Below are 14,231 nucleotides of genomic sequence, written 5' to 3'. Positions count from 1 at the left end.
GGTAATAATGGTTCAATAATTAGCCACTCTTCATCTGTTAAACTGCTTAAATACATAAGTGACAAAACATACTGTTATTTTATCAGTATACTAGATCCCAAATGGGTTCTATACCCACATATTCCCACTTTCCCAAACTACTTAACCTCAAACCCCCGCAAGCCTTCTGGTTCTTCATACTCAGTCACCACCCCTTGCACCACAGCCGCAGGTGGCCCCGAATAACACCAGCGAATCATTTCCTCGACAACCTCCCGCACCCCTTCAAATACCGCCTCTACCCTACCATCAGGTAGATTTCGTACCCAACCAGTTAAACCCAACTGGCTGGCGGTATCAACTGTTGCATAACGATAGCCTACTCCTTGAACTCGGCCAGAAATTAAGACATGGGCGCGAATTATCTTTGGTACTTGTGTGGAATCTTGCATAAACTGGTCAATTCTTTACGCTTTCCAGTCTACCTGTTATGTGAATCGAGAACAAAATTTTAATTACACACTCAAGTTTTTGCCGATAACTGTTTTAGGAAAAAATAGCGTTTCCTCATCTACCAGAGGATAAATTTATCTGCGTTCATTTTCTGCAATAGTGGTTAAATTCATCTAGCTCCACTTTAGCAGTATAGAAATAGCCATACTCGCTGTAAGAGTAAGTAAAGATAATGATAAATTATTGTTTGTACCTTGCCGTCATCTATAGAAGGCTGCATCTCTAATTACAGACTAGCATCTATCAATCTGCTAATTTTAAAGTTTGAATTCTGCCTTGCTTATGTCTAATTTACCACCTTTAAATCCTGATACAATTTGGGGAATCCTCAAGGATCAAATTGATGATTTAACAGTCAATCAATTAGTTTGGTATTACTTGGGATATCGCTATAACGCCACAACTGATCAATGGGAAAACAACGAAGTTTTACCAGAATGGCGAGATGAATACCCAGAACCACCAAACTTTCTCGCAAGTCGTCCCGCAACCATGAAATTAACACGTTCAATTCCCACAGAATACAAGCAAAGCCTTAAAGAAAAGTTGGGATTTAAAGGTTACAAAATTGGGGAATTTACACCCAGAGAAACACGCCGAGCCACAGCCGCCAATTGGTTATTAAGTTATTGGCGACAACAAAATCCCGAATTATAGTCATTGGGAAATTTTGATATACCATTAAAGGTAGGTTGAGTGAAGCGAAGCGTAACCAAACAAAATACTAAAAATGTTGGGTTTCACTGCGTTACACCCAACCTACAATTTTTTGCTACTTGTATTTCCTAAATCAAATATAAATCTTATATATACAAAACTAATTTTACATATTTAATAAAATCTATCGCATGATGGTAGATAGCTGATAATAGCCAAATATTCAGCATTGATAGGAATTAAACTCTAAAAAACACCCATTTAGACATTAACTAGTCCCTCTACAGATAGAGGAGGGATTATTGAATTATTTCTGTAGACCGATTTGCAAATTGATTAATTATTACGAAAATACTGATATTCGCTTTATATACTTGAAAATTTTTTATGGCTAATCCCATTGAATTTAGTTTATTTGCACCTTATAACGAAGGCGCTGCGTTAATAGGTTCTTTTTCTGATTGGCAAGAAATTCCAATGATAAAAGGAGAAGATGGTTATTTCCGTACAACTGTAGAATTAGAAGATGGGGTTTATAAATATAAATTCCGTGTGCAGTCAAAATCGTGGTTTTTTGAAGCAGATCAATGGGTAGATGTTACAGACCCTTATGCAACCGATGTTGACGAAATTGGTGGTAAAGATAATGGTGTAATTCGTATTAAGGATGGACAAAAAATTGTTGATACTTATGTCTGGCATCATGATGATAAACCTTTACCGCCAGACCATGAACTAGTGATTTATGAATTACACGTTGGTGATTTTTCTGGTGGTGAAGATGACCCTGATGCGAGAGGGAAATATAAACACGTTATTGAAAAGTTAGATTATTTATGTGATTTAGGAATTAACGCTATTGAATTACTACCAGTTAAAGAATATCCTGGTAATTATAGTTGGGGTTATAACCCAAGATATTTTTTTGCACCTGAATCGAGTTATGGTTCTACAAATGAATTAAAGCAACTCGTTGACGAATGCCATAGTCGAGGAATTCGGGTGATTATGGATGGGATTTATAATCACTCAGAATCTTCTAGCCCTTTAACCCAAATAGACCATGATTATTGGTATCATCATGCACCGCGTGACCCTGATAATAGCTGGGGGCCAGAATTTAATTATGAATTCTACGATGAAAATTTAGAGACTTATCCCGCCCGTAAATTTATTGGCGATACAGTCCGTTTTTGGATTGAAGAATATCATGTAGATGGCATTCGCTACGATGCTGCCAGACAAATTGCCAATTACGATTTTATGCACTGGATAGTTCAAGAAGCGAAAAAAACTGCTGGTGCGAAACCTTTTTATAATGTTGCTGAACATATCCCAGAAACAACCAGTATTACTAATATTGATGGCCCAATGGATGGTTGTTGGCATGATAGCTTTATGCACACAGTTACAGCACATATTTGCGGCGATAGTTTTGATTTAGAAAACCTCAAAGATGTGATTGATCCGAAACGTCAAGGTTTCATGGGTGCGACTAATGTGGTTAATTATCTCACCAACCATGACCATAATCGGGTAATGGTTGAGTTAGGTAATCGGAATATTTTCGATGAAGAAGCTTTTAGACGCATCAAATTAGGTGTAGCTATTTTGATGACGGCTGTGGGTGTACCTTTGGTATGGATGGGACAAGAGTTTGGTGAATATAAACCTAAAACCCAAGAATCATCAAAAATTGAGTGGACACTACTAAGTAATGATTTAAACGGTGGTTTATTTAATTACTACAAAGGCTTGATTCATCTACGCAAAAATAACCATGCTTTGTATACAGCAAATATTGATTTCATCCACGAAAATCACGAAGCTAAAGTGTTGGCTTATAGTCGATGGAATGATGAAGGTTCCCGTGTAGTTGTGGTAGCAAATTTTTCCAAAAACTTTTTAGCTGGCTATCACGTTCCTAATTTCCCTTGTGGCGGTACTTGGCACGAGTGGACGGGCAATTATGATGTAGAGGCTGGCGATAATGGGATTATGACTGATCTTGGCCCTTATGAGGCTAAGGTATTTGTCTGGCAATAACAAGATTCTCTGACATGAGTTAGACGTGAATGGGGCGATATTTGCCCCTTTTTTATTAATGGGGAGAATTGGGGCGATCGCTCCAATTCTCCCCGTCACCAATGACAGTTAAACTATCAATAGACTCAGGAATAAAGTCTGTTTAAATAAAAATCAAGGCAGAGATTATTGTGCTTTTGACTTAAAATGTGTATATTACTTTTCTCTCAAGTAACGAGAGCATTCTAATCTCCAGAGCGTCTACATGCACAACAAATTATCTAATACTAACATTAAAAGTTCCCATATCTTATTAACGCCTCACGACGTTAAGACAAGATTGCCAATTACGAAATCGGCAGAACATACAGTATTAAAATATAGACAAGAACTAGAAAATATTTTAGATTTTCAAGATAGTAGAAAATTTATTGTAGTTGGGCCATGTTCTATCCATGATACCAAAGCAGCGATAGAGTATGCTGAAAAATTGAAAGTTTTAGCAGATCAAGTCAAAGATAAACTCTTGTTAGTTATGAGAGTTTACTTTGAAAAACCAAGAACAACAGTAGGTTGGAAAGGTTTGATTAATGACCCTGACATGGATGATTCTTTCCATGTGGAAAAAGGTTTATTAACCGCCAGAAGTTTACTATTAAAAATTACTGAATTAGAATTACCCGCCGGGACTGAAGCCTTAGACCCAATCATCCCCCAATATATTAGTGAATTAATTACCTGGTCTGCTATTGGGGCGAGAACCACAGAATCACAAACGCACCGGGAAATGTCTAGCGGGCTTTCTATGCCTGTAGGTTTTAAAAATGGCACGGATGGTAACATTCAAGTGGCTTTAAATGCCCTGCACTCAGCAAAAAGTCCCCATAACTTTCTAGGGATCAATAATAAAGGACAAGTTAGCGTTTTTCAAACTATGGGTAATCCTTACGGTCATGTGATTTTAAGGGGTGGAAACCAGCCTAATTACGATGCAGCTAATGTCAAATTAGTAGAACAAAAATTAAAAGATTCTGATTTACCACCAAGAATCGTGATTGACTGTAGTCATGGCAATACCAATAAAGATTACCGATTGCAATCTCAGGTATTTGAAGATGTAATTCAGCAAATTATTGATGGCAATACATCTATTGTGGGGATGATGCTGGAATCGCATTTATATGAAGGCAATCAACCATTAAATTGCAAACCAGAAGAATTAAAGTATGGTGTTTCTGTAACTGATAAATGTATTGGTTGGGAAGAAACAGAAAGAATTATTTTGGCAGCCCACGCCAGATTGAGGTAGTAGGCTGTTATAGCAGGAGGAAAGGTTGTTATACCAATTTGAAAAATGATTGCGACAAATGGGTTACTGAAAAGCTCGCCAGTAAGCAATTTCCCAATCCAAAATCTAAAATCCAAAATGGTATTACTATACCTGGCATTCAAAGTTTCAAATTTTCCTAAGAGGATGTTTGGAAGCACCTAGTACCGCTACGCGGAAGTAAAAAGTAAAAAAGCTCATATCACAGGCTTTTCATTCACTTGAAATGGTATCTTTATTTCCGCCGACCTGTACTAGCCCTAACGAGTGAATATAGTGCTGAGTGGTAAAGTTTAAAAGACGTTGCGCTGCAACGTCTTTTAAAAAGTCTTTAGTAGTGATTTCCTACCTTACGATGATGCACAGCTGTCAGTGCTTCCGGTTTAGAAACTCGGCCGCCATTGACGGTGCTGTATACCGCCCAGTGGTCGCCGCAGTCCATCCGGCTAACAACTTCGCATTCCATATATGCTAAAGCGTCGGCGAGGATGGGTGTACCGTCTTCGGCGCTTTGGGTTCGCACACCTGCAAAGCGGTCTGCACCAGGGGCGAACCGTTTGAGGAAGTGGCGCATGAGTGTTTGATAATTGCCTTCTTCTAAGACGTTTAACACAAAGCGATCGCCTACTTGCATTAAGGATTCAATCGCCCGGTCTTTAGCGACTGCAATGGAAAAGCCCAAGGGTTTAAAGCTGGCTTGTGCTACCCAGGAAGCTAACATCGCGCTGGAGACATCGCCTTTTTTGGCGGTAATAATATACAGTCCGCCACTGAGTCTACCCAAGGCTTTATCTAAGTCTGCACTCAGGGCTTTCATCGCTTTGATGCTGCGATCGCGCGTTACCCACTGCCCTAAGTCTGTGCCTGCTTCTTCACACTGCTTATAAGTATTTTCCCTGGGTGTTTCGCTAAGTTGAATCACTGGGAATGCGATATGTAGTCCTAAAGCCCGGAATTTGTTCAACAGGGGGTAAGTCGGCTCATCATTACCGCCGCCGGTTTCAAATATACCAATGGCTTGTTTATCTTTAGCCGAGCCTAACACAGTACTAAGTGCGGCTTGAGCAATGGTATCACCAGCAGATGGCGGCGCACCAATGACTAATCCAGAACAACGCCCAACTAGTTCGCGCAATTCTTGTAAATCTGTGGCTGAACCCAAATCTACTACTTCTACAGCGACATCGGTTTTGTTGATACCGTTGATAATTGCTTGGGCGAGGCGATCGCTATAACCGTATTCTGAAACGTAAAATACACCAACGGTAGTTTCTGGTTTCGCTTGGTTCTGACTCCATTTGCGGTAACGTTGGGTGAGTTCCTCAACGTTGTGATAGAGTAACGGCCCGTGACCTGTCGCAATCATTTTAATCGCTGGTAATTCCCCCATCCGCTTCATTGCAGACAATACCGAGCGCGAATTCGGCCCCATCAAGCATTCATAGTAATATTTAAAATCAGCTTCAATAGTTTTTAAGTCTTCGTCAAAAGTAGCATCGGAACAATAGTGCATCCCGAAAGCATCGCAGGTAAACAGGGTTTGGGTTTTATGGTCGAAGCTGAAGATTGTGTCCGGCCAATGTAAATTAGGCGCAATTACAAATTCTATCTCGTGACCGTTACCTAAATCTAAGCGATCGCCATTTTTAACAATCTGCCGTTTAAATGGCTGATGCACTAAATCTTCCAAAAATTGAATTGCGACTTTGGAAGCCACAACGGTAATTTCTGGAGCTATTTGTAACAAATCTTTCACTAAGCCGCTATGATCAGGCTCAGTGTGGCTGACAATCAAATAATTGATATCTTGAGGATTAATCAATCCTGTGAGCGTATCAAAATACAGCTGACGGAACTTCTCATGGGAGGTATCAACTAAAGCAATCTGCTCACCGCGAATCAAAAATGAGTTGTAGGTAGTACCATTTTGTAAACCAAACTCAATATCAAAGCGATCGCGATCCCAATCTAGAGAGCGAATTGCCGTCGTATCTTGAGAAATATCCTCAGTCTGTATTGTCAACCTTTTTTCCGTTTTCTCGGTGAGCGATACCATAAATCCCCTCTCAAACACAATGAGTATTTATTCCGCTTGTTCTATTTTGACACGGTTCAAATGTAAATTTTTATTAAAAAACCTATAGTTATCTTAAAAAAATCAAAAGAGTGAAACCGCGTATACATAAACCTTGGCTGGCTTTGGAGATAGGTAATTCCCGACTGCATTGGGGGTTATTCGTAGGCGAAACCCTTGACTGTACATGGAATACAGACTATCTACCTGATTCAGTTATACAGCAGTTAGGTAACGGTCGAACCTTAGATGATTTCCCGTCCAAGATTTTTACCCTTCCTTGTCCCCTTCCTCTGGTAATTGCTTCTGTTGTTCCCAGTCAAACCGCACTTTGGCAAAGTTACCCCAATGTCAAAGTAATTACCTTAGAGAATGTACCTTTAAAAAATACTTATCCCACATTAGGAATTGACCGCGCCTTGGCTTTGTGGGGTGCGGGGATAAAGTTGGGATTTCCCATATTAGTAATTGATGCTGGAACCGCACTCACTTTTACAGGTGCAGATAGTCAACAGAATTTAGTTGGCGGTGCAATTTTGCCAGGGCTAGGTTTACAATTTGCGACGTTAGGTCAAAAAACCAGCCAGTTACCCCAGTTAAAAACGCAAACTTTCACATCTTTACCGCCAAGGTTTGCCCAAAATACCCCAGATGCAATTCAAAGTGGTGTTATCTACACCTTGTTAGCTGGAATCAAAGATTTTATGACAGCTTGGTGGGAATTATATCCTAATAGTAAAGTGGCGATTAAAGGAGGCGATCGCACCTTATTATTTAACTATATGGAAACTTTATACCCAAAAATAACAGCCCGTTTGATTGTAGAACCAAACTTAATTTTTTTGGGAATAGCAACGGTTGATAATCTATAATTGGTTGACTGAGAGATACTAAAGCAACTATAAGCTAAAATAGAAATATATACTTATTTCTAATCGTAGATATGCCTAAAGCCACACACATCTATGAAATCATGCAAAATTTAGATAATTTGACTTTAGCAGAATTGCTAGTACTTAAAGCCAAAGTTGATACTTTGATTGAGGAAAAATCTTCGTTTCAATTATACCCTCTTTCTGGGAGCTATCAGAGGAAAACATCTATTTCCAGTACAACGAGAGACTTAGATGTAGTTGTCTCGTTTCCTCCTATAACTACATCATCCAGTCTCAAAGGTCATATAATATACGCCTCTGCTAGAGAACATAGTAAGCTGAATGAATCTTTAATAGGCAAATTTTTAGAATCACAATCAAATCAGGATAATTCTTTAGAAGCGGTGATAGATTTAGTTGATGAATGGATGGCCGATGAATCAGATTACGATGAAGAAACTTATTCATCTATTGAGTCAGCTTTGAACCGCAATCAACTATCATTATAAAAACTCACATGGGTAGAGTTATTTTGTTGGATACTAATCCATTGAGTCAAGTAACGCATCCAAAGATAGATCCAAAAATCCAACAATGGTTAAAGTCATTACAAAAAGATGAAACTCTTATACGTGTTCCTGAAATAGCTGATTATGAGCTACGACGTGAACTTTTAAGACAAGGAAAGCAAAAAAGTATAGAGCGCCTCAACCAACTTAGCAAAATTTGTCTAATACCACTAACGCATGAAACGATGATAAAAGCAGCCGAATTATGGGCTTGGGTAAGAAACCAAGGTCAACCCACAGCCAGTAATGACAGCTTAGATGGAGATGTAATTCTTGCTGCTCAAGCCATTTTGCAACTAAAAATTTTTGATCAGGTTACAGTTGTCACAACAAACTTAAAACATATATCGCGGTTTGAAAGTGAAGGAATATCTGTAGCTGATTGGCAACAAACCCTGAATAAGTAAGTCATTTACACAACATCAAGAGGCTTGAAACTCTTACCAATGACAAATGATAGTAACGCACCAAAAGCTTTACGTTAGATGTGCTATGCTGTCGCTAACACATCCTACTACGTGCATTTCAAAAATCATATATGTTTAATAAAATCATGAATCTCTTCCGCTACAATGCCGGCACACTCTTCTGGTAAATCATTGCCAGCATGAGCCACTAATTTAAAATCAACTTGGGAAATTAATTGTTTATAAGTTTGGCTTTGAAAGACAGCATCAGAAGTATCTTGTCCGCCTTGTAAAATTAATACAGGAACTTCAATTAAATGCAATTTATCTTGCAGTAACTCTGCTTTAATTTCTGCTGTCTGTCTTTGAAATAATAACTGACAAGCGGCAGGATATTTGAGTAAATGTTGGCGTTGCTTTAGGTCTTGCTCGATTTTTTCGTGCCAACCGAATATTTTAGTGATTGGTCTGATAAATTTGAAAAATTTCACTAATAACGGAGAAAATTCTAATAATTTACGCCGTTGTTGCCAACGTTTTTCTTGTTTCTCAACTTCTACACCTTCTGGTGCTAACAGCACTAAACCTTCTACCTGTTCTGGATATTTCAAAGTATAACTCGCTGCAATCCAACCTCCCAGAGAATGACCTACTAAGTATACTCTTTCCAGTCTTAAGGCTTGCAGTAGTTCCGCGATCGACTCTACTTGTAAATCTATTGAGTGATGAATATTTGGCTTATCAGACTCCCCAAAGCCTATCAAGTCTGGTGCAAAGCAATGGAAATTCTTCGCCAGTTTTTCCATTACAGATGACCACTGACTACTATCGTTCCAAGCACCATGTAACAAAACCACCGGAATACCTTGACCAGCCTCGCTCCAAAATAACAATCCTTGAGAGAGCTTTCTGCGGGAGTTACGTAATAGTGTATCCATCTTATATATAAAAATTACATCATAGTAGATTGTAGTTTTTATATTGGATTTTGTAATTAAAACTCCCAGAGAAAATCTAAAGTATTGTTACGCCAGCGTTGTCAAGCCGTTTAAGTAGTCCTGTAGCTGTCGAGAATGGTCATGAGACATTGGGCCTTTAGGTAAAGCACTCGGAAAAAAAGCTTGGATTTCCATAACTTCTAAAGTATCTTGAATTTCCATTTTTCCTTTAACTTCGGCTTCCACCACAACGCAAATCGAATGAATGCGAGGATCTCTATCTGGTGCAGAATAAACACCTACTAAACGTTTAATTTCTACTAATTCCAGTCCTGTTTCCTCTATTAATTCTCGGCGGACTGTATTCGGGATATCTTCTCCCCAGTCCACCATTCCCCCTGGTAATGACCAAAGACCATTATCTCGCCGTCGAATTAAGACAATTCGACCATCAGGTAATAACGGAATAATACTTGTACCAGTAATAGGATGACGGAAAATAATACCTAATACTGTTTGTCCGTAGCGCCATAAACCGCGTGTAGATTGGACAAATGCTGCAAAAAAAGCCAGAACGTTCAAGCTAAAAATTTTGGTGTTATGTTTTTTGATTTCTTGCACTCGCATTTACTCAAATAGCTAATTATTGAGATTTATTTCACACAAAGATGCTTGTGCTTTGAGAGTTGCTTCTTAGAGGTTATTTGAAAAGTATTAGCGAATTTACTTAGTAATTTAATATACGCCTATATCTAGACTACTTGTTGGCAATTGATTGAGAATTTACTTTCATCGATAATTCTTCAGTTAAGTCTTTCCCCAAAAAATTGCTACAAAGCCTGGCTAACTGATAACTATTGACATAGACTAGTCCTATTTGATTGACAAACTAATTCACAAAGACAGGTAACTGGAAACAGGGAACACGAAATAGATTTGTTTGAGTCTCATTTAGGATACTTATACTAAGAAAATCAAGCAAAATACTTGATGGTTTTCAAATATCATCTAATAGTTTTTGTATGATATATCAATTTTAGCACTGAATTAAATAATTTCTTTTGTAGTTCTATATACATTATTTATTTAAGTAGCTGAAGAAATTGGAATATATTAAGATTGTCCTGACGAGATATTTAATTCATAGAACATAGTTAATTTATCTGTTGAAAAACATGGCCAGATTATCTAGCGTTTTCTAGTCTACTAAGATACAAATTTATCTATTGCTATCTGCGTGTATCTGCGTTTATCTGTGGTTAATAATTCTTGGCCGTATTTCATTTAGGATGAAAAATACTATGTACCTAAAGTTACTGTGTAAAGCTGCCCTGCTACTCTAAATCTCAATCTACCATTGGTTGACTCTACTGTGATGCTTCCTTTATAAGATTTTCCAGTAGGGGTTGTAGTTCCGATACTTTTCTTGTTATACTTATACAAGTTCATTAATAAACACAGGTAAAACAAAGCCTAAATAAGCAGTACTTGTGTATTATTTGTATACGAACTGTGTTTATATTGAATAGAAGCCTCTGTTTGCGGGCGTAGTTTAGTGGTAAAACTATAGCCTTCCAAGCTATTAATGCGGGTTCGATTCCCGCCGCCCGCTTAAAAAGCGAAACCCTTGTGAGCTAAGACTTACGAGGGTTTTCTTTATTTATAAGACAGTTCTTTTCGCAGTATTTTTGTACTAAAAATATACAATAGTGACGCACCACAATTGTCTGTGGGGATTGGGTGTGGGGGTGAAAGGGTATGGGGTATAAGGGTTCTGAATACTTACATCCTTATACCCATATAACCATATCTGAAAAATGACAGTTGTGTTTTTATTTAGAACGCGATCGCTAATAAAGTTCTAGAGCAAGCACAAACAGCAAGGATGAAGGCTTTAGCAATGCGGGAAAAGTCTTTAAATTTCCTGATGAGCTGCAATCACTTATTGATTCAGGAAATGACAGAGGTGGAAGTGCAGAACTGAAAAGTTTGCAGGCACAAATTAGGCAGGAACACCAAAAATCATTAGCTTTGCCTTCAGATACAGATAAATTAGCCCGATATGAGAGGCACATTTTAAGAGGACTAAATCAAGCATTAGAGCATTTAGCAACAATCCGCCAGCAACGGCAGAATCAGGATTCTATGGGTTCGTCTGGTTATAAAACAGTTGAGCTAGTTAAATAACAAGTTCAGTAGTTGAGTTGTGGATGCTTTTATCTGGGCGACTTAAATGACTATGCTGAGATTGATAAATTCTTCTCGCTTGAATCACAAAGATTGATGTGCAGACAAAAGATGAGGCTGGAATTGAGTGGGTGATGGGCTATGCTTGCCTTGGGCGATCGCAATAGCACTAAAGTCTTAAAAAACCGTTATATTTCGTTGATTTCAATCCCAAGATCGCGTTAATGGCTCAATTGGTATATCTGGATCAATCTCAATCACGGTAATATTGGCATTCTCTACCACAGTATTTCCCATAATGGTATTGTGCATTGCCTCAAACTTCGATTCTTCCTCTGCAATGCGCTCGTAGTGGAGAATTACATGGTAATACTTGGTAATTGGCTCTCCAGAGTCCGATCTCTCCACGGTGTCCCAAGCTATATTTTGTTGTTCTTCTGCTATTTTGCGATACTCATCGGCTAGTTGTTCTAAGGCGATCGCGATCGCGTGTTCTTTGGTTTGACCGTAGCATTGTATATTTTCTCTAGGAGAATCGCTCAGAGACGATGATAACTGGCAAATATACTGCCCATTGTCTTGAGGCTGCACTGCGATCGTAATAGTTCCAGTGATGTCGGGATTCACGTCAGTCATATTAACCGCGCTGACAAATATTTAGAGGATGTGCTTACCGTTAAATTCTAAACTTAGACGCAGCGCAGGTTGTTGTCAGGCATAGTTATGAATGAGCGATCAGATACGCTGGGCGGTTACGCCATCGCTTGCTCAATGTCAAAATTTACCACTTGAAATGTATACTAACGTTTGACGATAGTAACGCAAAACGATATTATTGTGATTGTTAATTTCAAGTCTGAAGAGACAAAGCTAATTTTTGATGGCTTTACATCTTCTCAATACCCACCCAATATTCAGAAGACTGCTTTACGAAAACTACTTATCCTTGACGCAGCAACATCAATTAATGACTTGCGCGTTCCACCTGGAAATCGCTTAGAAAAGCTAGTTGGTGATAGAAGTGGGCAGTACAGTATTCGGATTAATGACCAATGGCGGATTTGCTTTATTTGGACAGATGAAAACAATGCTTCGGACGTTGAAATAGTCGATTACCACTAAGTATAAAAATCATTATGAATAACAACCGTTTGCCAAACATTCATCCAGGCGAAATCCTACAACTAGAATTTTTAGAACCGTTGAATATCACAGCCTATAGATTAAGCAAAGATATAGGTGTAGCTCAGACACGAATTAGTGAAATTCTATCTGGAAAACGCAGTATTACGGCTGATACAGCTTTGCGTCTATCCCACTATTTTGGCAACACCGCCCAGTTTTGGTTAAATTTACAAACACAATATGATCTACGTCAAGCTCTTGAAGAAAACTCAGAACTTTACAATCAAATTCCTCAACTTCCTTCTAATGATGTAGCCTAAAAGTCATACAAATCATGATATTAACGCTCTATTCGGCTATTTCACGTTTGCGTTTTTCGATTTCGGCGATCGGTAGCAGTAAAGTGTCTTCAATCTCATCTTTTATTTCATCAGATACTGTCCGACCGCTATTTACGCATTCTAACAGCAATTTATTTGCATTATAATATTGATCTAGCAGTCGCCAATTATTCTCTGGAAGCCAGTGCATATCATGTCTAATATTACGGTAATTGACTATTAATTCTCTAAGCTTATCAGCCCAGATTTTGCCTTCCTGTAATGTCCAATCTATAAATTTTTTACTGTTTTCCCAGGAAAACTCTGGTAGTAAGCTGTTTATGTTTTCTAGACCTCTTCTCAAATTATCTTCCAGTGGATAACTAATTAGCATTTCATATACTTTAATAAATTCTTGATTACTACGAAAGTAGCTAAAAGCATTTAGATATGGTGGATTTGCAGCTATATAATAAGCATTGTATAGAAGCAGAGCAAGCTTATAATCAAGAATACAGTCTGAAGCATCTTCAGAATTTAGTAATGAATTAATATCTATGTCCAAATTCTGACTAATTGAAGGCTGTAGATTTACCTGAAAATCAAGTATATTATTCCGATTTATTTCAAAATAAAAAGCTCTAATCATTCTAGGATGAAAAGGTACATTAACAGATTCTGATTTTTCGTAAACCCGACTCAGAAATTTTTGAATATATATATCATCTTCTAGCTTATAATCAACTTCATGTTTCATTGATTTCATTAATTGATTAAGATTAGGAGATATCTCAGTCGCCAGAAGAAAAACTTCTCTATAATGTAATTCAAAAATGTTTTGGCTTAGACGCTGCCAATCACTATAATTACAAAACCACTTTGCCACAAAATACTCTTGAAATGTAAGATGTGAAAAAGACCAGACTTTATTTGCTCGCTCAATTAATAACCCATGCTGAGACTCGATCGCCTTCAAAACTGCTCCACTATCCCGCAGCCCAATTCCCAAAAACTCTGCTATGTAACCCTCAATTTCTGCCTGCTCAAACAAAACATACTGCGGCTGCTCAAACTTTTTCACCGCCAGATACAGCACCTACGGCTGTTATGAGGTACAGTAGCAGCAACTAGCAAACCAGTTTCTTAAATGTTGAGGATTTATTAAGTCGAGTGCAACTGAGATTAGTTTATCAACCATTTCTGTTGTAGTTGGAGCAAAATTGCGTAAAAAAGAT

The 14,231-nt window shown here is 38.1% G+C and carries 15 protein-coding genes and 1 tRNA gene; 10 read left to right on the top strand and 6 right to left on the bottom strand.

The annotated features are described in order from the left end of the window. Positions 1-137: 137 nt before the first annotated feature. The gene (locus tag H6G79_RS35035; protein ID WP_190594970.1) at positions 138-431 is read right to left on the bottom strand and encodes an acylphosphatase; all 294 of its coding nucleotides are present in this window, start codon (positions 429-431) and stop codon (positions 138-140) included. 343 nt (positions 432-774) lie between these two features. Between H6G79_RS35035 and H6G79_RS35030 the strand changes: the two genes are divergently transcribed. The 3 genes from H6G79_RS35030 to H6G79_RS35020 all read left to right on the top strand — a co-directional run bounded on the left by H6G79_RS35030 (position 775) and on the right by H6G79_RS35020 (position 4,483). Next, positions 775-1,149, top strand: a complete 375-nt coding sequence (locus H6G79_RS35030) for a DUF1823 family protein (RefSeq protein ID WP_190594971.1) — start codon at positions 775-777, stop codon at positions 1,147-1,149. Positions 1,150-1,536: 387 nt separating this feature from the next. Beyond that, complete coding sequence (locus H6G79_RS35025) at positions 1,537-3,195, top strand: alpha-amylase family glycosyl hydrolase (RefSeq protein WP_190594972.1); 1,659 nt, start codon at positions 1,537-1,539, stop codon at positions 3,193-3,195. A gap of 244 nt (positions 3,196-3,439) precedes the next feature. Next, positions 3,440-4,483: a 3-deoxy-7-phosphoheptulonate synthase gene (locus H6G79_RS35020; protein ID WP_190594973.1), complete on the top strand. Its 1,044-nt coding sequence runs from the start codon at positions 3,440-3,442 to the stop codon at positions 4,481-4,483. Between the two features lie 349 nt (positions 4,484-4,832). Here H6G79_RS35020 and H6G79_RS35015 read toward each other — a convergent pair whose 3' ends face one another. After that, positions 4,833-6,557: a diflavin flavoprotein gene (locus H6G79_RS35015; RefSeq protein ID WP_190594974.1), complete on the bottom strand. Its 1,725-nt coding sequence runs from the start codon at positions 6,555-6,557 to the stop codon at positions 4,833-4,835. 101 nt (positions 6,558-6,658) lie between these two features. Between H6G79_RS35015 and H6G79_RS35010 the strand changes: the two genes are divergently transcribed. From H6G79_RS35010 to H6G79_RS35000, 3 genes are all read left to right on the top strand, one after another. Next, positions 6,659-7,447 (top strand): pantothenate kinase, encoded by a 789-nt coding sequence (locus H6G79_RS35010; RefSeq protein ID WP_190594982.1) that lies wholly within the window; start codon positions 6,659-6,661, stop codon positions 7,445-7,447. A gap of 71 nt (positions 7,448-7,518) precedes the next feature. After that, entirely contained in the window at positions 7,519-7,959 is a 441-nt protein-coding gene (locus H6G79_RS35005) for a hypothetical protein (protein ID WP_190594975.1), read from the top strand. A gap of 8 nt (positions 7,960-7,967) precedes the next feature. Continuing rightward, positions 7,968-8,426, top strand: coding sequence for a type II toxin-antitoxin system VapC family toxin (locus H6G79_RS35000; RefSeq protein ID WP_190594976.1), 459 nt, complete (start codon positions 7,968-7,970; stop codon positions 8,424-8,426). Positions 8,427-8,551: 125 nt separating this feature from the next. Here the strand turns inward: H6G79_RS35000 and H6G79_RS34995 are convergent, their stop codons facing one another. Beyond that, positions 8,552-9,364 carry an alpha/beta fold hydrolase gene (locus tag H6G79_RS34995; RefSeq protein ID WP_190594977.1) on the bottom strand — a complete coding sequence of 271 codons (813 nt, stop codon included), beginning with the start codon at positions 9,362-9,364 and terminating at the stop codon, positions 8,552-8,554. Between the two features lie 87 nt (positions 9,365-9,451). Continuing rightward, positions 9,452-9,946 carry an NUDIX hydrolase gene (locus H6G79_RS34990; RefSeq protein ID WP_190594983.1) on the bottom strand — a complete coding sequence of 165 codons (495 nt, stop codon included), beginning with the start codon at positions 9,944-9,946 and terminating at the stop codon, positions 9,452-9,454. Positions 9,947-10,905: 959 nt separating this feature from the next. Between H6G79_RS34990 and H6G79_RS34985 the strand changes: the two genes are divergently transcribed. Both H6G79_RS34985 and H6G79_RS34980 read left to right on the top strand, forming a co-directional pair. Continuing rightward, positions 10,906-10,976 (top strand) — tRNA-Gly (locus H6G79_RS34985). A 377-nt stretch (positions 10,977-11,353) separates the two neighbouring features. Then, positions 11,354-11,551, top strand: coding sequence for a hypothetical protein (locus tag H6G79_RS34980; protein ID WP_242048755.1), 198 nt, complete (start codon positions 11,354-11,356; stop codon positions 11,549-11,551). Positions 11,552-11,755: 204 nt separating this feature from the next. Here H6G79_RS34980 and H6G79_RS34975 read toward each other — a convergent pair whose 3' ends face one another. Further along, positions 11,756-12,187, bottom strand: a complete 432-nt coding sequence (locus H6G79_RS34975) for a hypothetical protein (protein WP_190594978.1) — start codon at positions 12,185-12,187, stop codon at positions 11,756-11,758. Positions 12,188-12,388: 201 nt separating this feature from the next. Between H6G79_RS34975 and H6G79_RS34970 the strand changes: the two genes are divergently transcribed. Both H6G79_RS34970 and H6G79_RS34965 read left to right on the top strand, forming a co-directional pair. Continuing rightward, a complete protein-coding gene (locus tag H6G79_RS34970; RefSeq protein ID WP_190594984.1) occupies positions 12,389-12,673 on the top strand; it encodes a type II toxin-antitoxin system RelE/ParE family toxin in 285 nt (94 codons plus the stop codon). A 14-nt stretch (positions 12,674-12,687) separates the two neighbouring features. Then, positions 12,688-12,996, top strand: coding sequence for a HigA family addiction module antitoxin (locus H6G79_RS34965; RefSeq protein ID WP_190594979.1), 309 nt, complete (start codon positions 12,688-12,690; stop codon positions 12,994-12,996). Between the two features lie 28 nt (positions 12,997-13,024). On the opposite strand, the gene H6G79_RS34960 is transcribed toward H6G79_RS34965, so the two are convergent. Continuing rightward, complete coding sequence (locus H6G79_RS34960; RefSeq protein ID WP_190594980.1) at positions 13,025-14,077, bottom strand: NACHT domain-containing NTPase; 1,053 nt, start codon at positions 14,075-14,077, stop codon at positions 13,025-13,027. Positions 14,078-14,231 lie beyond the last annotated feature (154 nt).

The organism is Anabaena sp. FACHB-83 (assembly GCF_014697485.1).
GTDB lineage: Bacteria > Cyanobacteriota > Cyanobacteriia > Cyanobacteriales > Nostocaceae > Nostoc_B.
Note: the sequence above shows the minus strand (reverse complement) of the source record. Positions and strands in the feature narration are given on the sequence as shown.

Coding starts and splice junctions, on each gene's coding strand:
- H6G79_RS35035 (WP_190594970.1), bottom strand. CDS start 431: ATGCAAGATTCCACACAAGTACCAAAGATAATTCGCGCCCATGTCTTA.
- H6G79_RS35030 (WP_190594971.1), top strand. CDS start 775: ATGTCTAATTTACCACCTTTAAATCCTGATACAATTTGGGGAATCCTC.
- H6G79_RS35025 (WP_190594972.1), top strand. CDS start 1,537: ATGGCTAATCCCATTGAATTTAGTTTATTTGCACCTTATAACGAAGGC.
- H6G79_RS35020 (WP_190594973.1), top strand. CDS start 3,440: ATGCACAACAAATTATCTAATACTAACATTAAAAGTTCCCATATCTTA.
- H6G79_RS35015 (WP_190594974.1), bottom strand. CDS start 6,557: ATGGTATCGCTCACCGAGAAAACGGAAAAAAGGTTGACAATACAGACT.
- H6G79_RS35005 (WP_190594975.1), top strand. CDS start 7,519: ATGCCTAAAGCCACACACATCTATGAAATCATGCAAAATTTAGATAAT.
- H6G79_RS35000 (WP_190594976.1), top strand. CDS start 7,968: ATGGGTAGAGTTATTTTGTTGGATACTAATCCATTGAGTCAAGTAACG.
- H6G79_RS34995 (WP_190594977.1), bottom strand. CDS start 9,364: ATGGATACACTATTACGTAACTCCCGCAGAAAGCTCTCTCAAGGATTG.
- H6G79_RS34975 (WP_190594978.1), bottom strand. CDS start 12,187: ATGACTGACGTGAATCCCGACATCACTGGAACTATTACGATCGCAGTG.
- H6G79_RS34965 (WP_190594979.1), top strand. CDS start 12,688: ATGAATAACAACCGTTTGCCAAACATTCATCCAGGCGAAATCCTACAA.